The organism is Sphingomonas canadensis (assembly GCF_026013525.1).
GTDB classification, from domain to species: domain Bacteria; phylum Pseudomonadota; class Alphaproteobacteria; order Sphingomonadales; family Sphingomonadaceae; genus Sphingomonas; species Sphingomonas canadensis.
In genome coordinates this window covers 57,825-77,515 of sequence record NZ_JAPDRA010000009.1, presented here as the reverse complement: position 1 = coordinate 77,515, position 19,691 = coordinate 57,825, and the positions used below count along the sequence as shown (strand labels likewise).

The window sequence follows — 19,691 nt, the reverse complement described above, 5'->3', positions numbered from 1 at the left end:
GCGATGGGGATGGTGCCGGATGCAGGGCTCGAACCCGCGACCTTCGGTTTACAAAACCGCTGCTCTACCAACTGAGCTAATCCGGCGACGGGCTCCCCATGCTTCAGCCGGCGCCGAAGGTCCAGCCTTCGGTTTGCGCGACCTGCTCCAGCCCTTGCGGGTGCCAGAGCGCCGTTTCGCCGGCAGCGATCCGCATCCATGCCGCGGTGATCATCGCGTCGGTGTTGTGATCGGTGTAGCTCGTGAGGCGCGCATGGCGGTTGCTGGCGAGCTTGCCCAGCGCCTTGTCCAGCGAAACGGCATCCTTGACCTTGCTGCCTCCCGTAACCCCGCCTGCCCGCGCGGCGATGGTGGTGTAGATTTCGACGATCACCGGCCCGGCTTCCGGAACGGAATCGAACGGCCAGACCGGGATGCGGCCCCCGAGCCGGTGGAGGACGCGCATGCCGGTGAGGCTCGATTTCCCCACCTGCGCGGCGCCGATCAGGTTGAAGCAGCTCGACGGGCGAAGCTTGTGGCTGAACTGGCGTTGCTCGCACAGGCGGAAGCGGCCGGGTCCTTCGAAGGGTGAGGGAAGCCGGTGCCGCCGGAAATGGCCGCCCGCGACGGGATGTGCGACGAAGCTGGTGGCGGCAAGATGCGGATCGGCGGCGCAGATCGAATCCACGCGTTCCCACAGCGCCCTGGCGTCCGGCGGGCTTTCGCGCCAGCCGGGAAAATAGCCGCGCTGGTCCAGATAGGGGAAGGCGGGGGAGAGATCGAGGCCGATCAGCGCGCGCCTTCCTGCCTTTGCGAGATCCAGCAGCCAGTCGAGGATCTGCTGGCGCGACCAGCGCTCGCCCTCTCGCACCAGCCGTGGCGCGCTCCGGCCCGGCACGGCCCGCGCGACCGCCAGTCCCGGTGGCCGGGCGATGGCCTGGCCCGACCAGTCGATGGCGATGAACTCGTCGAACGCGGGCGCGCCGCTCACGGCCGTTCCGCCATCCCCGCGGCGATGCGCTGGGGCCTTTTCGCGCGGTCCCACCAGGCGCGCCGGATGTAGAGCTCGATCCGCTCGCGCGCCGGGGTGCCGTAGCGGACGAGCAGCATCGGATAGTTGCGATAGTGATCGGTCTGCCAGAAGGTGTCCGGATCGGTTTCGAACAATAGCTGCTTTTCCGGCTGGCTGACCATCAGCGCGAAGCTGCCCGGCTCGCGGCCGGGGGACATCAGCCCCTTGCCGTTGACCTTCGGGCAGGGCGTTCCCCACCAGGGCGCGACCTCCACCTCCGGCAGGGTGCGCGCGAAGGCGACGGCATCGTCCCAGTCCCTCACGGCAGCGCCGCCACCACCGCGCGGCCGAAGGCGGAGATGTCGAACGCGGTGCCGTTGCGATCCTCGCCCCGGCGGACGATCACCAGCCCGTGTGCGGGGATGACCAGGATATATTGGCCGCGATTGCCCTGCGCTGCATAGCTGCCCGGCGGCAGGCCGGTGGAGGCATCCGCCAGCCATAGCGTGGCGCCATAGCCCCAGCCGGGGTTGTTCGGCGGCTGGGGGCCGGAGGGGCTGGTCATATATTTCATCCAGCCTTCGGGCAGGATGCGCTTGCCCTGCCACACGCCGTCGTTCAGCCAGAGCAGACCCAGCCGGGCAAGATCGCGCGCGGTGGACCAGACCTGGCTGGAGAGGACGTAGTTGCCGGCGATGTCGCCCTCGGCGACGGTGCGGGTCATGCCCAGCCGGGCGAACAGATCGGTTTCGAGCAGCCGGTGGTAGCGATTGTCGTCGCCGAGCGCCTTGCGGAGCGCGCGGACGGCAAGGAGCGTGTCGAGATTGGCATAGCGGAAGCGCGTGCCCGGCAGCGCCTCGATCGGCCAGAAGGTGCCCTCCTCGTCGACGGTGGTGCCGCCGAAATAGATGTCGTCGGTGCGGTTGCCGGGAGCGATGCTGCGCAGCCCGCTGGCCATGCGCAGGAGCTGATCGACGCTGATGCGGCCGCGATCGTCATCGGTGGGGAGGAAGGAGCCGGTGGCCGGCGTGATCAGATTCTGGCCGTTGGCGATGCCGATCAGCGTGCCCGCGATGCTCTTGGCGACCGACCAGGTGCGCTGGCTGACGTGCGGGCCGAAGCCTTCGGCATAGCGCTCGCCGACGATCCTGCCGTTCTGCACGATCAGCACGCCGGTAGTGCGGCCGCCGAAGCCGCCTTCGAGCGCGCGCGCGATCGGGGCCTCCAGCGCGGGCAGGGTTCGGGGGCCGATGCCGCCTTCGCCGATCGGCCAGGGGCGATCGTCGAGGCTGCCGAAGCCCGGATTGAGCGGGCGATCGTCGGTCCAGTCGACCGCGCCCGTGGTGTAGCCGGTGTCGCGGCCGAGCCGGTGGATCGTGCAGCCGATGCCCGAATACCAGGTCGCGACGCGCGGCGGCAGGCGGTCGTCAAAGGGGACGATCACCTCGCCGCTCCAATAGGCGCGCCGGCGCGGATCGCCGTCCCCGCGCCACTGGACTCCCGACAGCATCATCGCGGGATCGACGAGAAACCGCCGGACGCTGGCCTTAAGCGTCGGCACGATCGCGTCATATTCGGGATAGATGCCGGTCAGCTCCAGCGCCTCGGCTTGCGCCTGGGTGCGGCCCGCGTTGAAGATCGCGCCGCATAGCATCAGCGCCTTGTACCCCGCCGCGATGCTGCGCGTGTAGGCGGACGGCTGCTGCTGCGCGGCGGCGGGATGGGCGGTGAGGAGCAGCGCGGCCGCGATTGCTGGGTAGAGGCGCCGGATCATCCGCGATGTGAAGCACAGGATGCGCCGCATTTGAAGGCTACTCTGGCTTACCCATACCCGCGACACAAACCGGCGTGGGCGAAGAAAGACGCAGGAAATAGCTGTGGCGTACTTCGATGGTTCAAGCATATTGGCGGCGGCCGGCAAGAACGCATCCTGTCGTTCCTCCGGGAATGAAATTCCGGATTCGGGGCGTGGGCGATCGGGAACGGGGGATTGAAGATGCTTCGTAATATCGCATTTGCCGGGATGCTTCTGGCGTCGCCCGCGGCGGCGCAGAGTATTTCCGCTGCACCCATGGTGCGGATCGAGGCTGCGGGCAACTGGACCGTCGTGAAGGGCGAGATGCAATGCGTGCTCGATCGCAGCCTGACGACAGGCGGGGTGCCGACGCGATTGCAGATCACGCTCGAACCGGTCACGCCGACCGTGTGGCTCAGGGTCGCGACCGAGGGCGATGGCGGCAAGCGCAGCGATGGCCGCGCGGTCATGTTCATCGACGGGCGGCGAATGGCGGGCGACCTTCACTATAACATCTTCGTCGCGGGCAAATACCGGATGCGCGAATATATGCTGAACCTTCAGCAGCATCCGCTTGGCGAGGTGCAGGAACGGCTCCGCTTCTGGACGAAGGCACACGGCGATATCGAGATGCAGCTCGGCGGATTTCCCGCCGCCTGGACCGCGCTTCAGAACTGCATGGGCGAACTCTACGACGGCTGGGGAGTGAAGCGGGAGGATATCGAGCGCGCCGTGACAAGGCCGGGCGGCAGTCTTCACGAGTTCATCGACTGGGCAGACGGCGTCAGGGAGTTTGCGCTCCTCTATTGGATCAACGCACAGGGGCGCGTCGATGAATGCCGCCTGCTGATGCCGAGCGGGGTCGAGGCATTCGACACGACGCTGTGCTCCACGCTCCAGTCGCGAGCGCGGTTCAGCCCCGCACGCGATGCGCAGGGGCGGCCGATCCGAACCCCCCAGTTCGATCATCCACGGCTGCGAATCCAGATCACGCGGCTCAGGGGCGGATAGCGCCGCGGCGGGCGCTATCGCCCGCGCAGTTCCCGCCGCAGCCCTTCCCAATAGTCCAGCCGTTCGCGGATGCGCTTCTCGAAGCCGCGGTCGACGGGATCGTAGAAGGTCTGCGGCGCCATTCCCTCCGGCCAGTAATCGGAGCCGGAGAAGCCCTCCGCGCTGTCATGGTCATAGGCGTAGCCCTTGCCATAGCCGATGTCCTTCATCAGCTTCGTCGGCGCGTTGAGGATGTTCTGCGGCGGCATCAGGCTGCCGGTTTCCTTCGCGCTGCGCCAGGCGGCCTTCTGCGCGGCATAGGCGGCGTTCGATTTGGGCGCGGTGGCGCAATAGAGGCAGGCCTGGACGATCGCCAGCTCGCCCTCCGGGCTGCCCAGGAACTCATAGGCGTCCTTCGCCGCCAGGCACTGGACCAGCGCCTGGGGATCGGCCAGCCCGATATCCTCGCTGGCGAAGCGGGTGATGCGGCGGAGCACGTAGAGCGGCTCCTCGCCCGCGGTCAGCATGCGCGCGAGATAGTAGAGCGATGCCTGGGGATCGGAGCCGCGCATCGCCTTGTGGAGCGCGGAGATCAGATTGTAATGCCCCTCGCGATCCTTGTCGTAGACCGCGACGCGGCGCTGGAGGAACTCGCCCAGAGCGGCGGGGTCGAGCGGGGCGGGGAAGCTGACCGAGAACAGCGTCTCCGCCTGGTTGAGCAGGAAGCGTCCGTCGCCGTCCGCGCTCGCCACCAGCGCTTCGCGCGCGTCGCCCGTGAGCGGCAGGGGGCGGCCCTCCATCGCCTCGGCACGATCGAGCAGCTTGCCGAGCGCGGCATGATCCAGCCGGCGCAGGATCAGCACCTGGGCGCGGCTGAGCAGCGCGGCGTTCAGCTCGAAGCTGGGGTTCTCGGTCGTCGCGCCGACCAGCGTGACGGTGCCGTCCTCGACATAGGGCAGGAAACCGTCCTGCTGCGACCGGTTGAACCGGTGGATCTCGTCCACGAACAGCAGCGTGCGCTTGCCCATCCGGGCATGCTCGCGCGCCTCGGCGAACACCTTCTTCAGATCGGCCACGCCGGAGAAGACCGCGCTGATCGCCACGAAGCGCAGCCCCACCGCATCGGCAAGCAGCCGCGCGGTGGTGGTCTTGCCCGTGCCCGGCGGCCCCCACAGGATCATCGACGACAGCCGGCCCGCGGCCACCATCCGCCCGATCGCACCCTCCGGCCCGGTGAGATGCTCCTGGCCCACCACCTCGTCGAGCCGCTGCGGGCGGAGCCGGTCGGCAAGCGGCGCCCCGGCCGGGGGCGGGGCGGGGGAGGCGGTCTGGTCGTCGGCGGCGAAGAGGTCGGCCATTGCGGGTCCCGGATTGGTTTTCAGCTTCGCTGAAGCGGCGCCAGCTTGCTACCCCACCCGGCCACCCACAAGATGCTGCCGCTGGGTGGCCGGGTGGGGGAGCGGGCTGGCGCCGCATCGCTTCGGCGGCGCCGAAGCACTGCCAAGATAGGCCAGCGCCGCCGATCTTGCACGCGGGCCGCGCGTTTTTTGACCTGGCGCATGTCGCGGCGGCGCGCGGGCGGGCAGGTTCGCGCGCGACAAGGAGCCGGGCAATGGATTGCGACGTCATCATCGTGGGCGGCGGACCCGCCGGACTGGCCTTCGCGCGATCGGTGGCGGGCTGCGGGCTGGAGGTGGTACTGGTCGAGCGCCAGCCGGCGGAGAAGCTGGCGCGCCCTCGCTATGACGGGCGCGAGATCGCGCTGACGCATGGCTCCGTGAGCATATTGAAGCGGCTGGGCGTGTGGGAGCGGCTGCCGGCGGAAGATGTCGCGCCGCTGGTCGCCGCGCGGGTGATCGACGGATTCTCGCCGTTCGCGCTGGAGTTCGATCCGGAAGGGGAGGGGCAGCTCGGCTGGCTTGTCTCCAACCACCGCATCCGCGAGGCGCTGTGGCAGGTTACCACGGGCCAGCCCGGGCTGCGTACCGTGACGGGCGCTGCGGTGGACTATGCGCGCACCGGCGCCGGTGCCGCGGAGGTGCTGCTCTCTTCGGGCGAGAGGCTGCGCGCGAAGCTGCTGGTGGCGGCGGATTCGCGGCTTTCGCCGGTGCGCGAGCATCTGGGCATCGCCGCCGAGGTGAACCGGCTGGGCCGTTCGATGCTCGTCTGCCGCGTGCAGCATGAAAAGCCGCATGCGGGCGTGGCGACCGAATGGTTCGGCCGCCGCCAGACGCTGGCGCTGCTGCCGTTGAACGGGAACCAGTCGTCGGTCGCGCTGACGCTGCCCGAGGGGGAGATCGCGCGGATCAACGCCATGGCCGACGGCGCGCTGGGCGAGGAGCTGACGCGGCGTTCCGCCGGGCGGCTCGGGCAGATGCGCGTGACGAGCCCGCGGGCTGCCTATCCGCTGATCACTACCTGGTCGCGCCATTTCGCGGCGGCGCGCGCGGCGCTGATCGGCGATGCCGCGGTGGGGATGCATCCGGTGACGGCGCACGGCTTCAACCTGGGCCTGTCGGGGCAGGCGCTGCTCGCGCGGCTGGTGGCCGATGCGGTGCGCGGCGGGCGCGATCCGGGGAGCGAGGGCGTGCTGCGCAGCTATGAGGCGGGGCACCGGATGGCGGCGCGGCCGCTCTACGCCGCGACCAACATGATCGTGAAGCTTTATACCGACGAGCGGCTGGCGGCACGCGCGGCGCGAGGCGCGGCGCTGCGCATCGGCGCGCGGATGCCGCTGTTCCGCAGCGGCGTGCGGGCGATGCTCACCGCCAACTGAGGGCATGATTCCCTGATAGGGGTTGCATGTTCGCCTTCAAGATATATCTTAAGCGTATCTTGATTCGCTAATGGAGCATTTTAGCATGTTTGGAAGACATCGCGCGCAGCGCGCAGCCCGCCATTGCGGCCCACGCGGCGGACATCGCCGCTGGGGACCGTTCGAGGTCGAATGGGAAGTGGATTATGGCGGCGGTGGCGGCCGTGGACGCGGCAGGCGCCGGATGTTCGACGGCAGCGAGCTGCGGCTGCTGCTGCTCAAGCTGATCGAGGAAGCGCCGCGCCACGGATACGACCTGATCCGCGAGATCGAGGAGCGCAGCGGCGGCGCCTATGCCCCCAGCCCCGGCGTGGTCTATCCGACGTTGACGCTGCTGGGCGAGATGGGCCTGATCGAGGAGCAGCAGGCCGAGGGCGCGAAGAAGGTCTATGCCATCACCGTCGCGGGCCAGGCCCACCTGACCGAGCGCGACGAGATGGTGGAGGCGCTGTTCGCGCGGCTCGCCGATCTCGGCTCGATCCGCGAGCGTTCGCGCGGCGGACCGGTGCGCCGCGCGATGCGCAACCTGAAGACCGTGCTGGGCGAACGGCTGGGCGACGGCGAGGCGGACAGCGAGACGCTGCACGAGATCGCCGCGATCCTGGACGAAGCGGTGCAGAAGATCGAGCGGCTGTAAGCGTGCCGCGACTGGAATTGCTGCGCCGGCGGCTGGGCATCGTGCCGCCGCCGGCCAAGGGAGACGAAGATATGACGACCACTACGGCGGCCACCGCCACCGCCACCGCCCGCGTGCCGACGGCGCACGCCAGCCGCTACCTCCAGCAGGTCTGCAAGCATTGGGCGCACAACCTGGAGGTGGAATTCACCCCCGAGCACGGCACCATCCGCTTCCCCCGCAACGCGCGCGGCGCGGACTGGCCGGGCGATGCGCTGGTGACGCTGGATGCCGGGCCGGACGCGCTCAGCATCCGCATCGAAGCGAGCATCGAGGGCCAGCTTCAGGGCCTGAAGGGCGCGGTCGAGCGGCATGTCGACCGGTTCGCCTTCCGCGAGGCGCCGCTAAGCTATCCCTGGGAGTGACCCGCGCCGCGCGCGGCTATTGGGTGCGCTTCTCGGCAGCGCGGAGATAGGTGTCGAGCGCGGCCTGGTTGATGCGATCCCAGTGGAAGCGCTGGGCGATCGCATGGCCCGCCTCGCCCGCCGCCTGGCGGCGCCCGGCGTCGAGCGCATAGCCGGCGATAGCGGCGGCATAGCCTTCGTTGTCGCCGGGCTCGACCAGGATGCCTGACACACCTTCTTCCACCAGGCCCACCGGCCCGGTGGTCCGCGCGGCGACCACCGCGACGCCCGATGCCATCGCCTCCAGCGTGACGTTGCCGAAGCTCTCGGTGATCGAGGGATTGAAGAAGATATCCATCGAGGCGACCCCGCGCGCGAGATCCTCGCCCACCTGGAATCCGACGAACACCGCCTCCGGCACGCGATCGGCGAACCACTGGCGGGCCGGCCCTTCCCCGATCACCAGCACGCGATGCGGCACGTCGCGCTCGCGCAGGATGGCCATCACGTCGGAGAAGACGTCGAGCCCCTTTTCGAGCACCAGCCGGCCCAGGAAACCTACCACCACCTCGTCGTCGCCGATGCCGATGCTGCGGCGCCAGGCCATGTCGCGGCGGGCGGGATTGAACTTGGCGTGGTCCACCCCGCGGGACCAGATGCTCATCGGCACGGTGACGCCATAGCTGCGCAGCAGGTCGACCATCATCGGGCCGGTGGGCATCACCTCGTCGAAACGGTTGTAGAAGCGCGTCAGCAGCCGGATGATCGAAGGCTCGACAAAGCCCAGGCCATAATAGCGGAAATAGGTCTCGAACCGCGTCTGCGCGGTGGCGACGCGGGCGATGCCGTGCTTCTCCGCCCATTTCAGCGCGCCGTGGCACAGGAATTCGGGCGCCGAACAATGGATCAGGTTGGGCTGGTATGCCTCCAGGTCGCGCCGCGCGCCCGGTGTCAGGCCCAGCGCCAGCCGGTATTCGCTGCGCCCGCCGGGGAAGGGGAGCGAGGGCACGCTGACCAGATCGCCGGTCGGCTCGAACGCCGGCGTGCTGGTGGTGGGGGAATAGACGCGCACCTTCGCGCCCTGGGCCATCACATAGCCCATCAGCCGGTTGAGCGACTGGTTCGCGCCATCGCGCACGTAATTATAGTTGCCGCTGAAGAGCGCGACACGGAGATCGGAAGCGTGCATTCGCTTCGGCGAATAACCGGTGGGGCGCGCCGCGTCCATCGCACGCTGAGGGGTGCGGCCGGATGTGACGGCGGATGTTCCCTTATCGTTCCGCTTTAGGTAGAGCGTTTCCATGGCGAAACCCCAGAAACGATATGTGTGTCAGGCATGCGGCACGATTGCGTCCAAATGGGCGGGCCAGTGCGCCGACTGCGGCGAATGGAATACGATGGTGGAGGATGCCGGCGCGGTGGTGACGGTGTTCCAGGCACGCCACAACCTCCAGTCCGGCGGCCGCGCGATCGAGGTTTCGGGGCTGAACGCCGATGTGCCACTGCCCGAGCGGATGGCGACGGGCATCGCCGAGCTGGACCGCGCGCTGGGCGGCGGCTTCGTGGAAGGCAGCGCGACGCTGATCGGCGGCGATCCGGGGATCGGCAAGTCCACGCTGCTGCTTCAGGCCGCGGCGCGGCTGGCGCGGGCGGGGCAGGGCGTGGCCTATGTCTCGGGCGAGGAGGCGGCGGACCAGGTGCGGCTGCGCGCACGCCGGCTGGGGCTGGGCGATGCGCCGGTGCAGTTGGCGGCGGCGACATCGGTGCGCGACATCCTGACCACCTTCGGCCAGGGAGCGCCGCCCGCGCTGCTGATCATCGATTCGATCCAGACCATGCATTCGGACCTGATCGAGGGCGCCCCCGGCACCGTGAGCCAGGTGCGCGCGAGCAGCGGCGAGCTGATCCGCTTCGCCAAGGAGCGCGGAACGGCGGTGGTGCTGGTGGGGCACGTCACCAAGGACGGCAGCATCGCCGGCCCGCGCGTGCTGGAGCATATGGTGGATACCGTGCTCAGCTTCGAGGGCGAGCGCAGCCACCAGTACCGCATCCTGCGCGCGGTGAAGAACCGCTTCGGCGGCACCGACGAGATCGGCGTGTTCGCGATGGAGGCGGAGGGGCTGAGCGAGGTCGGCAACCCGTCCTCGCTGTTCCTGACGCATCGCGACGAGAGCGTGACGGGAACGGTCGTGTTCCCCGCGCTGGAGGGCACCCGGCCGGTGCTGGTGGAGATCCAGGCGCTGGTGGTGCGGCTGGCCAGCGGCGCCACGCCGCGCCGCGCGGTGGTGGGCTGGGATTCGGGCCGTCTGGCGATGATCCTGGCGGTGCTGGAGGCGCGCTGCGGGCTCAGCTTCTCGTCGTGCGAGGTCTATCTGAACATCGCGGGCGGATATCGCGTGCAGGATCCGGCGGCGGACCTGGCGGTGGCGGCGGCGCTGGTCTCCGCGCTGTCCGAACGGCCGGTGCCCGCCGATTGCGTGGCGTTCGGCGAGGTCGCGCTTTCGGGCGAGGTGCGGCCGGTGGCGCATACCAACCTGCGCTGCCGCGAAGCCGCGAAGCTGGGCTTCTCCCGCGCGCTCGCCCCCGCCGCCGCGACGGGCGGGGAGAGCGGGCTGGCGCTCTCCGGCTTCAAGGGGCTGGGGCAGTTGGTGGATCACCTGCTGGGGCGGTAGGCAGGTACAAGAAATTGATTTTCATTGGATTTCGAATAATATTCTTAGAGTGAAATTCATTTATTTATTTATTGAACATTTATATTGATATTTTCTATCTTTACATTATGATATATAGCGTGGTCGCATTAATGTAAACTAATCTTTACTCGAAGAAAGGATTACATTTATGAGAATGCTGACCATTATGTCCATTGTATCTATATTTTCTTGGAGTGTGAGCGCTGGCGCTCAAACACTTGAGCAATGCCAAGCACAATGCTGGCAGACTTATAATATAAGGGCAAACTACTGTTATAGTAGATACGGTGGATATAATTATGATGCGGAACTGTGTATTATGAATGAAGGGGAGGTTCTATATGATTGTCTCCAAGAGTGTTATGATACATTCAATCCGCAAATATCTTTTAATCCACTTCGTGATTCATGGAGTCTGTCACATTCCAGCGGAAAGCTGAAGAGACTGAAAACCTGTAATGCAAGTGGCGCGAAGGCCTAAGAGCAATTTGCCGTATGTCGGGGGAGGCGAGTAGATTGCGCCCCCGACATGTTTGTTGTCTCGATCCCAACTGGCAACGGCTCTCATCTGCGGCGGAAGCGTCGGGAATCGCCCGCAGTTGCGTTGTTGAGGAGGCTGTGGCGCACAACCCGGGGATGTCTGTCGGGTCTTGCCAGTTGCACCGCGAAACGCCCACGCACCGGCTGGAATTCCGCCGCGCGACGCGCCACATTGGCGGCATGAAACAATCCACCCTCCTGAAGATCGCGGCGGGGGCTGCTGCGGCGGCTATCGGGGGCGCGATCGTCTATTCGCGCGCTACGCGGCCGCCGGTGATCAACCCCGCCGTGCCCAGCCCGCAGAAGCCGGTCGACCTCACCCGCTATCTCGGCACCTGGTATGAGCTGGCGCGGCACGAAAACCGGTACCAGAAGGGGCTGGACGCCTGCACCGCCGAATATTCGCTGCGCGGCGACGGCGAAATCCGCATCGTCAATCGCGGGCGCGTGTGGCCCGATGGCGAGGTGCATGAGGTGCGCGGTCGCGCGATCGTGGCCGACGAGGATATGGGCGCCAAGCTGCGGGTGTCGTTCTTCGGCCCGCTCTATACCGGCGATTACTGGGTCCTCGATCATGGCGAGGAATATGAGTGGGCGATCGTGGGCGAGCCCGAGGGGCGTTTCCTGTGGGTGCTGGCGCGCGAGCCGAAGCTGGAGACCGCCGAGTTCGAGGCGATCCTGAAGCGCGTCGAGCAGCTTGGCTATGATCGCTGGGCGTTGCGGCGCACGCGCCACGCCTGACACGCAACTTGGCGCTTTCGCGCGCCCGCGGCCCGGAATATCAAGGCGCGGGGCGGCCGGACGGCCGGGCGAGGGACAAGGCGATGGGATTTAGCGCGCTCGACATGATCGTGCTGCTGGGCGTGGGCGCGGCGGCGGCGTTCGGCTTCATGCGCGGCTTCGTCACCGAGGCGCTGTCGCTGCTCGCCTGGGTGCTCATCGTGATCGCGCTCAAGCTGTTCCACGCGCCGCTGGCGGAGGCGCTGGCGAAGCCGGTGGGCACGGCCGGGGGCGCGGCGGTGCTGAGCTTCGTGATCCTGGCGGGCGCGGCCTATTTCGGCGGGCGGATGGGCGCACGCGCGATCGGCGCGCAGGTGCGCACCGGCGTGCTCGGCCCGATCGATCGCGCGCTGGGGCTGGGCTTCGGCGCGGTGAAGGGGCTGATCCTGGCCAGCCTGGGCTTTCTGCTGTTGATGCTGGTGATCGACACGCTGGGCGGCGGGCCGAAGCACCGGCCCGACTGGGTGGTCGATTCGCGCACCTATCCGCTGCTCAACTGGACGAGCGCGGGCATCGCCGACTTCGTGGACCGCCGCCGCCGGGGCGAGCCGGTGTTCGGTGGCGAGGACAATGCCGCCGCGGGCAATGCGATCGAGATCCGCTGATCCCAGCCTGTGCGGAAAGCGCATCCGCGCTGCACGTGGATTTGATTTGACCCTTCGGGCACGCGGCCTACATCGGGGCCGATGAACGCGCCGCTCTATAACAACGAGATATTGCGGCTGGCCGCCTCGATCCCCTTCGCGGGACGGCTGGAGGCGCCGATGGCGACATCCGAGAAGCGATCGCCGGTGTGCGGCAGCCGGGTGACGGTGGACGTCGCGCTGGACGGCGCGGGCCGCGTGGCGGCGGTGGGGATGCTGGTACGCGCCTGTGCGCTGGGCCAGGCTTCCGCCGCGCTGATGGCGGCATCGGCGAAGGGGCGGAGCCCCGCCGAACTGGCCGGCGCGCGCGACCAGCTAACCGCATGGCTGGCGGGCGCGCGCGATGCGGCGCCGGACTGGCCGGGGCTGGAGCTGTTCGCGGCCGCCCGTCCACACAGCGCGCGCCACCCATCGATCCGGCTGGCGTTCGAGGCGGTGGCCGAGGCCGCGGCAGAGGCGGCGGCGGCCACCGGGCGCGCGGCCTGATGGAGGAGCACGCCCAGATCGCGCTGCTGCACGATGGCGTGCCGCTGCTCGGCTTCGCGCTCGTCTTCGTGCTGCTGTTCCGCCGGCTCGGGCTGGGCGCGACGCTGGGCTATCTGGTCGCAGGCGCGATCGTTGGGCCGCAAATCCTGGGCCTGGTGGGCGGCGCGCAGAGCAAGATGGGCATCGCCGAGCTGGGCATCGCGCTGCTGCTGTTCCTGGTAGGGCTGGAGCTGAGCCCGGGCCGCCTGTGGCGGATGCGGCGCGACATCTTCGGGCTGGGCACGCTGCAGGTAGCGCTGTGCGGGCTGGCGGTGAGCGGGGTGATCCTGATCGGCACCAGCTTCAGCGTGGAGGCGGCGCTGGCGCTGGGCCTGCCGCTGGCGCTCTCCTCCACGGCGCAGGTGCTGCCGATGCTGCAATCGGCCGGGCGGATGCGCACGCCGCTGGGCGAGCGCGCCTTTTCGATCCTGTTGTTCCAGGATCTGTCGATCGTGCCGCTGATCACGATCATCGCGGCGATGTCGCGCAATCCGGCGCATGCGGCGGGCACGCCGGGCTGGCTGCTGGCGGTCTATACGCTCGCGGCGATTGCGGGGCTGGTGCTGGCGGGCCGTTATTTGCTGCGCCCTCTGTTCCGGTTGATCGGCAATCTGGGCGAGCGCGAGATGTTCGTCTTCGCCGGGCTGTTCACGGTAATCGCGAGCGCGGCGATCATGGACGCGCTGGGCGTTTCGCCCGCGCTGGGGGCGTTCGTGGCGGGCGTGATGCTGGCCGATTCGCCCTATCGCCACGAGCTGGAGGCGGACGTGGAGCCGTTCCGCTCGATCCTGCTCGGGCTGTTCTTCCTGGCGGTGGGCATGACGCTGAACCTCCACGCGATCGCGGAACGGCCGCTGTTCGTGGCGGGCATGGCGGCGGCGCTGATCGTCGTGAAGACCGGGATCATCATGGGCCTGGCGATGCTGTTCGGGATGAAATGGCGCCAGGCGTTCGCGCTGGGCCTGCTGCTCAGCCAGGGCGGCGAGTTCGGCTTCGTGCTGTTCGCCGAGGCGCAGCAGGCCTTCCTGATCGAGAATGAGGCGGCAAGCGTGTTCGGCGCGATCGTGACGCTGTCGATGGCGACCACGCCGTTCCTGATGATGGCCACCGCCCGGCTGCGCGCCCAGCCGGAACCGAGCGCGGAAGGGCTGGAACGCCCCAGCTCCGACGGCAGCAACGCGATCGTGATCGGCTATGGCCGCTTCGGCCAGACGGTGGCGCAGATGCTGATCGGCCAGAAGATCAGCGTCACGCTGGTCGACACCGATGTGGCGATGATCGAGACCGCCGGCAGCTTCGGCATGAAGGTCTATTACGGCGACGGTACCCGCGTGGACATCCTGCGCCAGGCGGGCGCGGCGGAGGCAGAGCTGCTGCTGTTCTGCCAGGACGGCGACAAGCTGGATACCGAGGCGCTGGAGGCGATCCACCATGCCTTTCCGGAGGCGACGATCTTCGTCCGCGCGTTCGACCGGCGATCGGTGATGAAGATGAAGGGCGCCCCGATCGCGGGCGCGGTGCGCGAGATGTACGAAAGCGCGATCGTGATGGCGCGGCGCGCGATGGACTCGGTGGGCGTGGACGGCGCGGAGATCGACCGGACCGAGGCCGAATACCGCCGCCGCGACCAGGAACGGCTGCAGGTGCAGAAGCAGACCGGCGACCTGCGCGCGGCGCGCGGCATGATGTTCACCCACGCCTCCGCCGAAGCCGCCGCCGAGGCCGAGGACATGGAAGGGCCGCGCCCGTGAAGAACCGGCCGCTCCGCGAGCGGATCGGCTTTGCCCTGGCGGGAGCGGGCATGCGCCATATGACGATGGAGATTGGATTGTGAAGCTGCTGACGGTGCTCGCGGCGCTTTCGGGTGCGCTGGCGGTGATCGCGGGGGCGTTCGGCGCGCATGGGGCAGAGGGGCAGGCGGCCGAATGGCTGCGCACGGGCGGGCATTACCAGCTCGTCCACGCTGTCGCCGCACTGGTGGCGCTCCGGATGGGCGCACGGATTTCGCCCTGGCTGTTCGTGGGCGGCGCCGGGCTGTTCGCGGCCACGCTATATGTGATGGCGCTGGGCGGGCCGCGCTGGCTGGGGGCAGTTACCCCGATCGGCGGCGCGGCGATGATCGCGGGCTGGATCTGCCTGGCGATCGGCGCCGCGCGCGGCGGCGGTCAGAAGATATAGGTACAGCCCTGTTCCGGCGGCGGCGCGCCGTTGCGGGTGCCCAGATGCACGCCCGACAGCACCAGCCGCCCGCCCGCGTCCAGCGTCGCCTTGCCCTTCAGCTTCAGGTCCGGGGGCACGAAGTTGCCGCCGCTGGTGGTCATCTCCACCGTGCCGCTTGCGGGATCGAAGGTGAAGCGGCCCCAATAGTCGCGATAGGTTTCGAACGGTTCAAAGGTGACGGAGAAGCCGCCGTCGTCACGGAACTCCAGCTCGCCGACCGGCTGGGCGTTGGGGCAGCCCTCCATCGCGGTCTGCGTGCGCGTGCCGGTCAGCACGATCGCGTCCTTGCTCACGATGCGGATCTGCGCCGATCGCCGCTGCCCGCGCGCCAGATAGGAGATGGTGACCACCGTCCCCGGCTTCGCCTTCTTCGAGATGATCAGCGAGCGGCGGTCGGCCGCGACGGTCACCATCTTGGGGTGCGATACCTGCCAATCGCCGGTGCAGGCGGCGGGCTCGTCCTCCCAGACATAGGAGAGGCCGCGCGTCGGCGTGATGCTCAGCGTGCCGCCGGGGCGCGACGGCTTGCGCTCGATGGCGAGCCAATGGGCGTAGCTCTCCGGCGCCGCGCACGGGTCGGCCGCCTCCTGCGCGGGGAGCGGCGCGGGTGCGGACAGCGCCGCCGCGAGCAGGATGCCGAAACCGGTCATAGACTCATTTCCCCGCGACGATCTTCTCGATCTGGCCCTGGGTGAAGGGGTGGTAGGACGAACGCGCGCCGGCGAAGAAGCGTTCGGCGAGCGGCTTGCCCCAGTCGCCCTGCGCCATCAGCGCGGCATAGACCGGACGGATCAGCAGCCCGCGGCCGACGCCCTTCAGCCAGTCGCCCATCCCGGCGGTGGCGGGATCGTAGCGGTTGCCGATCGCCAGCACATACCAGGCCGAGCGGACATAGGCGTTGGGCGAGGCGGAGAGGCCCAGCGTCTCGTCCAGCTCCTTCAGCCGCTCCGCGCTCATCTCGCGCGGAAGGCCGTTCAGGAAGCGCTGCCATTCCTGCGTGCTCCAGCCCTGCGGCTGCACCGCGGAGGCCGGGCCGCCCGCCTTGAACGCCGCCAGCTTGGCATCCACCGCCGCCAGCGTGGTGCTGGTGACGTGGACGGCATTGTCCGGCAGGCCCGCCGCATAGACCCAGCGATCGAGCTGCAGCGTCAGCTCCAGCTCCGGCTGGCCCTTCAGCAGATGCTCGCGCAGGTCCGCCAGGAAGCCGGCGCTCGTCTGCGGCTGGAAGGCGTGGCGATCGAAATAGCCGCGCAGATAGGCGTCCCATTTGTCGCGGCCCACGGTCTTCTCGATCGTGCGCAGGAACACCGAACCCTTGAAATAGTCGAGCTGTCCCGCGGTCGATCCCGGATCGCCGTGCAGGCGCGTCGTCGCGCCGGTCTGGCCGCCGTTCTCGGCGATGTCGCGGACCAGCCCGTCCCAGTCGAGATCGGCATACATCGCCGCGCGCTCGGCGCCGTACACCGCCTCCATGATCCGGTTCTCGAAATAGGTGGTGAAGCCCTCGTTGAGCCAGGAATCGGACCAGGTGGCGTTGGTGACCAGATTGCCCGACCAGCTATGCGCCAGCTCATGCGCGACGACATCGGTGTTCGAACGGTCGCCCGTCACGATCGTGGGCGTCAGGAAGGTCAGCGTGGGGTTTTCCATCCCGCCATAGGGGAAGGCGGGGGGCAGTAGCAGCATATCGTACCGGCCCCAGCGATAGGGGCCGTACAGCGCCTCCGCCGCGTCGATCATCTTCTCGATATCGGCGAATTCATAGGCCGCCTTGTCGAGCATCGCCGCCTCGGTCCACACGCCGGAGCGCGGGCCGAGCGCCTTGAACTTCAGGTCGCCCACCGCCAGCGCGATCAGATAGGGCGGCACCGGCTTGTCCATGCGGAAGCGGAAGCTGCGCATCTTCTTGCCCGCGGCCTTGCCCTTGGCGCCGTCGATCCGCTCGGCGCTCATCACCGCGACCAGCCCCTCGGGCACGGTGATCGTGGCTTCCCAGGTCTGGCGGATGCCGGGGCTGTCCTGGGTGGGGATCCAGGTGCGGTTGAGGATCGCCTGGCCCTGGCTGAAGAGATAGGGCCTGGTCTTGCCCGCGGTCATCTCCGGCGGCAGCCACTGGAGCGCGGCGGCGCCGGGCCGGGTCTTGTAGGTGATGACCAGCCTGGCCGCGCCGTCCAGCTTGACGGTCATCGCCGATCCCAGATCCTTGTCGCGCGGCCCGACCGTCCATTCCAGCGCCTTGCCCGCGCCATCGGTGACCGCGGCGATGTCCAGATCGTCGACGTCAAGCACGATTTCGCGCGCGCCCGGCGCGGCGAGCACGTCCAGCACGGCCTTGCCCGACATGATCTTCGCGTCGAAATCCGCGGTCAGGTCCACCGCGACATGGGTGACGCGCGCCACCTCCGGCTGGGCGTGGGTCCACACGTCCTTCGCCTCGGGCGTGGTGAGGATCGGCGACGGGATCGACTGGGGGGCCGTCTGGGCGGCGGCGGGGAGGGCGGCGACCAGCGCCGCGGCGGCAATAAGGATACGCATGGCGCCCTAGCTAGGCCGGGCGCGGATGAACCGCAACTGAGCGGGGGTTTTCGCGTCCTCCCGGCGATGCGGGCGCGGGCCTAGCGCGTCACCCGCCAGTTGCGGTCGCGATCGCGATACATCGCCGTGCCACAGTGGCGGCAGACGCTGTGATAGACGCCCTCCACCTGCCGCGCGCGCGAGTGGGAGCGTTTGTGCGGCCTGAACAGGCAGCGAATCCGTCCGATCAGCTTCACCTTTGCGGTGTTCCTTGGCTACGACCCTTGCGGCGACAATAGGCAAGGCGCGGCCCGGCGATCAACCGGGTCTGAGGCTTCCGCGCGCGGCAAGCCGTCCCGGATCAGCGCGGCTGTGCGTCGAGGAAGGCTGCGACCTCGGCCAGGTCGACGGTCTTGTCCAGATAGGTCCGGCCGATGCCGCGGGCGAGCAGGAACGGCAGGGTGCCCGCCGACATCTTCTTGTCGTGCAGCATATGCTCCACCAGCCGGGCGCCGCTCGCGTCAACGCCCGCCGCCGCCAGGCCTTCGGGCATGCCGCAGGCGCGCAGGTGCGCCGCGACGCGCTCGGCGTCCTGGCCGGGGCACAGCCCCTTGTGCGCCGAGAAGCCGAAGGCAAGCGCCATGCCCGCCGCCACGCCCTCGCCATGGAGCAGCCGGTCCGAAAAGCCGGTCTCCGCCTCCAGCGCATGGCCGAAGGTGTGGCCCAGGTTCAGCAGCGCGCGGGCGCCGGTGGTCTCGCGCTCGTCCTCGGCCACGATGCGCGCCTTGGCGGCGACCGAATGGGCGATGGCATGCTCGCGCGCCGCCAGGCTGCCCGCCAGCAGCGCGGCGCCGTTCGCCTCGCACCATTCGAAGAAGGCGAAATCGTCGATCAGCCCGTATTTGACGACCTCGGCATAGCCGGCGCGCAGCTCGCGGGGGGGCAGCGTTTCCAGCACAAGCGGATCGATGATCACCAGCCGGGGCTGGTGGAAGGCGCCGATCAGGTTCTTGCCCGCGCGGGTGTTGATCGCGGTCTTGCCGCCCACCGAGGAATCGACCTGGGCGAGCAGCGTGGTGGGGATCTGGACGAAGTTGCAGCCGCGCTTCAGGATCGCGGTGGCGAACCCCACCAGATCGCCGATCACCCCGCCGCCCAGCGCGATCACATGGTCGCCGCGCTCGATGCCCAGCTCCAGCAGCCGGTCGGTCAGCGCTTCGAGCTGCGCCCAGCTCTTGGTGCCCTCGCCGGGGGGTAGGACGATCGCCTCGCTGCCCAGGCCGTGCGCCTCCAGGCTTGCCTGCAACGCCGCGAGATGGGGAAGGACATTGCCGTCGGTTACGATCGCGAACGGCCGCCCGCGCGCCAGCGGGGCAAGCAGATCGCCCGCGCGGGCGAGCAGCCCTGCCTCGATCCGCACCTCATAGCTTCGGTCGCCCAGCGCGACGGGAACGATGGTCACAGGCCCAGTGCCCTCAGGATGGAATTCACGGTGGATTCGTGCGGTGCGGTCACGCTCTGCACGCGGATGGGGGCCATCGCGTAGAAGGGATTGCGGACCTTGGCCAGCTCGCTGAGCGTCTCCAGCGGATCGCGGCCACGCAGCAGCGGGCGATCGTTGCGGCGGCGCACGCGATCGGCCAGCACCTCCGGCTCCGCGTCCAGCCACACCGCCAGCGCATGATCCAGGATCAGTCCGCGCGTCTCGTCGTTCAGGAACGCGCCGCCGCCGGTGGCGATCACCTTTGGCGTGCCGTCGATCAGCCGGGCGATCACGCGGCGCTCGCCGTCGCGGAAGTGGGGCTCGCCGAACCGGTCGAAGATGTCGGAGATGCTCATGCCCGCGGCCGATTCGATCTCATTGTCAGCATCGACGAACGGCAGGTCGAGCCGCTGCGCCAGCCGCCGTCCGACGGTGGACTTGCCGGCGCCCATCAGCCCCACCAGCACGATGGGCTTGCCCGTCCAGCGGCCTGCGGTGACGTGTCCCTCGGTCATCGCGCGGGGGGATAGAGCATTTTCGCGGCGCCGCACCGGTTTTTTCGCCCGGCGCGCGGCCCGCATCCGCCCGCGCCGGGGCGGGCGGAGCGAACAAGCCCCTGTACAGCCGGGGTCGCCCTCGGGCAAAAGGCCGCCCGATACATCTCATCGTTCACGGAAACCG

At 68.7% G+C, this 19,691-nt stretch carries 20 protein-coding genes and 1 tRNA gene; 10 read left to right on the top strand and 11 right to left on the bottom strand.

From position 1 onward, the window contains the following. Positions 1-10: 10 nt before the first annotated feature. The 4 genes from OM513_RS16180 to OM513_RS16165 form a co-directional block, all read right to left on the bottom strand. Positions 11-86, bottom strand: a tRNA-Thr gene (locus OM513_RS16180). A 17-nt stretch (positions 87-103) separates the two neighbouring features. Beyond that, positions 104-970, bottom strand: coding sequence for a hypothetical protein (locus tag OM513_RS16175; RefSeq protein WP_264945645.1), 867 nt, complete (start codon positions 968-970; stop codon positions 104-106). Next, on the bottom strand, positions 967-1,314 hold the full coding sequence (locus tag OM513_RS16170; protein ID WP_264945643.1) for a hypothetical protein: 348 nt from the start codon (positions 1,312-1,314) through the stop codon (positions 967-969). Before OM513_RS16170 ends, OM513_RS16175 begins: the two co-directional genes overlap by 4 nt. Beyond that, entirely contained in the window at positions 1,311-2,765 is a 1,455-nt protein-coding gene (locus OM513_RS16165; protein ID WP_264945642.1) for a serine hydrolase domain-containing protein, read from the bottom strand. Before OM513_RS16165 ends, OM513_RS16170 begins: the two co-directional genes overlap by 4 nt. Positions 2,766-2,987: 222 nt before the next feature. Between OM513_RS16165 and OM513_RS16160 the strand changes: the two genes are divergently transcribed. Next, positions 2,988-3,797: an energy transducer TonB family protein gene (locus tag OM513_RS16160; protein ID WP_264945640.1), complete on the top strand. Its 810-nt coding sequence runs from the start codon at positions 2,988-2,990 to the stop codon at positions 3,795-3,797. A 14-nt stretch (positions 3,798-3,811) separates the two neighbouring features. Here OM513_RS16160 and OM513_RS16155 read toward each other — a convergent pair whose 3' ends face one another. Next, entirely contained in the window at positions 3,812-5,134 is a 1,323-nt protein-coding gene (locus OM513_RS16155) for a replication-associated recombination protein A (protein WP_264945639.1), read from the bottom strand. Between the two features lie 254 nt (positions 5,135-5,388). On the opposite strand from OM513_RS16155, the gene ubiM reads away from it, so the two are divergent. The 3 genes from ubiM (at position 5,389) to OM513_RS16140 (ending at position 7,632) form a co-directional block, all read left to right on the top strand. Then, on the top strand, positions 5,389-6,552 hold the full coding sequence (gene ubiM, locus OM513_RS16150; RefSeq protein ID WP_264945638.1) for a 5-demethoxyubiquinol-8 5-hydroxylase UbiM: 1,164 nt from the start codon (positions 5,389-5,391) through the stop codon (positions 6,550-6,552). An 85-nt stretch (positions 6,553-6,637) separates the two neighbouring features. Next, complete coding sequence (locus tag OM513_RS16145; protein WP_380916359.1) at positions 6,638-7,228, top strand: PadR family transcriptional regulator; 591 nt, start codon at positions 6,638-6,640, stop codon at positions 7,226-7,228. 71 nt (positions 7,229-7,299) lie between these two features. Next, the gene (locus tag OM513_RS16140) at positions 7,300-7,632 is read left to right on the top strand and encodes a DUF2218 domain-containing protein (RefSeq protein ID WP_264945636.1); all 333 of its coding nucleotides are present in this window, start codon (positions 7,300-7,302) and stop codon (positions 7,630-7,632) included. A 16-nt stretch (positions 7,633-7,648) separates the two neighbouring features. Here OM513_RS16140 and OM513_RS16135 read toward each other — a convergent pair whose 3' ends face one another. Then, positions 7,649-8,800, bottom strand: coding sequence for a glycosyltransferase family 4 protein (locus tag OM513_RS16135; protein ID WP_264945635.1), 1,152 nt, complete (start codon positions 8,798-8,800; stop codon positions 7,649-7,651). Between the two features lie 112 nt (positions 8,801-8,912). Here OM513_RS16135 and radA point away from each other — a divergent pair, with 112 nt between their 5' ends. The 6 genes from radA (at position 8,913) to OM513_RS16105 (ending at position 14,971) form a co-directional block, all read left to right on the top strand. Next, positions 8,913-10,283, top strand: coding sequence for a DNA repair protein RadA (gene radA, locus OM513_RS16130; protein ID WP_264945634.1), 1,371 nt, complete (start codon positions 8,913-8,915; stop codon positions 10,281-10,283). Between the two features lie 741 nt (positions 10,284-11,024). Further along, entirely contained in the window at positions 11,025-11,585 is a 561-nt protein-coding gene (locus tag OM513_RS16125) for a lipocalin family protein (protein ID WP_264945633.1), read from the top strand. Between the two features lie 83 nt (positions 11,586-11,668). Next, positions 11,669-12,229 (top strand): CvpA family protein, encoded by a 561-nt coding sequence (locus OM513_RS16120; protein ID WP_264945632.1) that lies wholly within the window; start codon positions 11,669-11,671, stop codon positions 12,227-12,229. Positions 12,230-12,310: 81 nt separating this feature from the next. Beyond that, positions 12,311-12,754, top strand: coding sequence for an iron-sulfur cluster assembly scaffold protein (locus tag OM513_RS16115; RefSeq protein WP_264945631.1), 444 nt, complete (start codon positions 12,311-12,313; stop codon positions 12,752-12,754). Beyond that, positions 12,754-14,544 carry a cation:proton antiporter domain-containing protein gene (locus OM513_RS16110; protein WP_264945630.1) on the top strand — a complete coding sequence of 597 codons (1,791 nt, stop codon included), beginning with the start codon at positions 12,754-12,756 and terminating at the stop codon, positions 14,542-14,544. The genes OM513_RS16115 and OM513_RS16110 overlap by 1 nt, the downstream gene beginning before the upstream one ends. 79 nt (positions 14,545-14,623) lie before the next feature. Beyond that, positions 14,624-14,971 carry a DUF423 domain-containing protein gene (locus tag OM513_RS16105; protein ID WP_264945628.1) on the top strand — a complete coding sequence of 116 codons (348 nt, stop codon included), beginning with the start codon at positions 14,624-14,626 and terminating at the stop codon, positions 14,969-14,971. Here the strand turns inward: OM513_RS16105 and OM513_RS16100 are convergent. The 5 genes from OM513_RS16100 to OM513_RS16080 all read right to left on the bottom strand — a co-directional run bounded on the left by OM513_RS16100 (position 14,959) and on the right by OM513_RS16080 (position 19,525). Beyond that, positions 14,959-15,663 carry a hypothetical protein gene (locus tag OM513_RS16100; protein WP_264945627.1) on the bottom strand — a complete coding sequence of 235 codons (705 nt, stop codon included), beginning with the start codon at positions 15,661-15,663 and terminating at the stop codon, positions 14,959-14,961. The two genes, OM513_RS16105 and OM513_RS16100, sit on opposite strands and share 13 nt — an antisense overlap. Positions 15,664-15,667: 4 nt before the next feature. Beyond that, a complete protein-coding gene (locus OM513_RS16095) occupies positions 15,668-17,548 on the bottom strand; it encodes a M1 family metallopeptidase (RefSeq protein WP_264945626.1) in 1,881 nt (626 codons plus the stop codon). A gap of 80 nt (positions 17,549-17,628) precedes the next feature. Next, on the bottom strand, positions 17,629-17,784 hold the full coding sequence (locus tag OM513_RS16090) for a hypothetical protein (RefSeq protein ID WP_264945625.1): 156 nt from the start codon (positions 17,782-17,784) through the stop codon (positions 17,629-17,631). 104 nt (positions 17,785-17,888) lie between these two features. After that, positions 17,889-18,989, bottom strand: coding sequence for a 3-dehydroquinate synthase (aroB, locus tag OM513_RS16085; RefSeq protein ID WP_264945624.1), 1,101 nt, complete (start codon positions 18,987-18,989; stop codon positions 17,889-17,891). Next, positions 18,986-19,525, bottom strand: coding sequence for a shikimate kinase (locus tag OM513_RS16080; RefSeq protein WP_264945622.1), 540 nt, complete (start codon positions 19,523-19,525; stop codon positions 18,986-18,988). The genes aroB and OM513_RS16080 overlap by 4 nt, the downstream gene beginning before the upstream one ends. Positions 19,526-19,691: the final 166 nt, after the last annotated feature.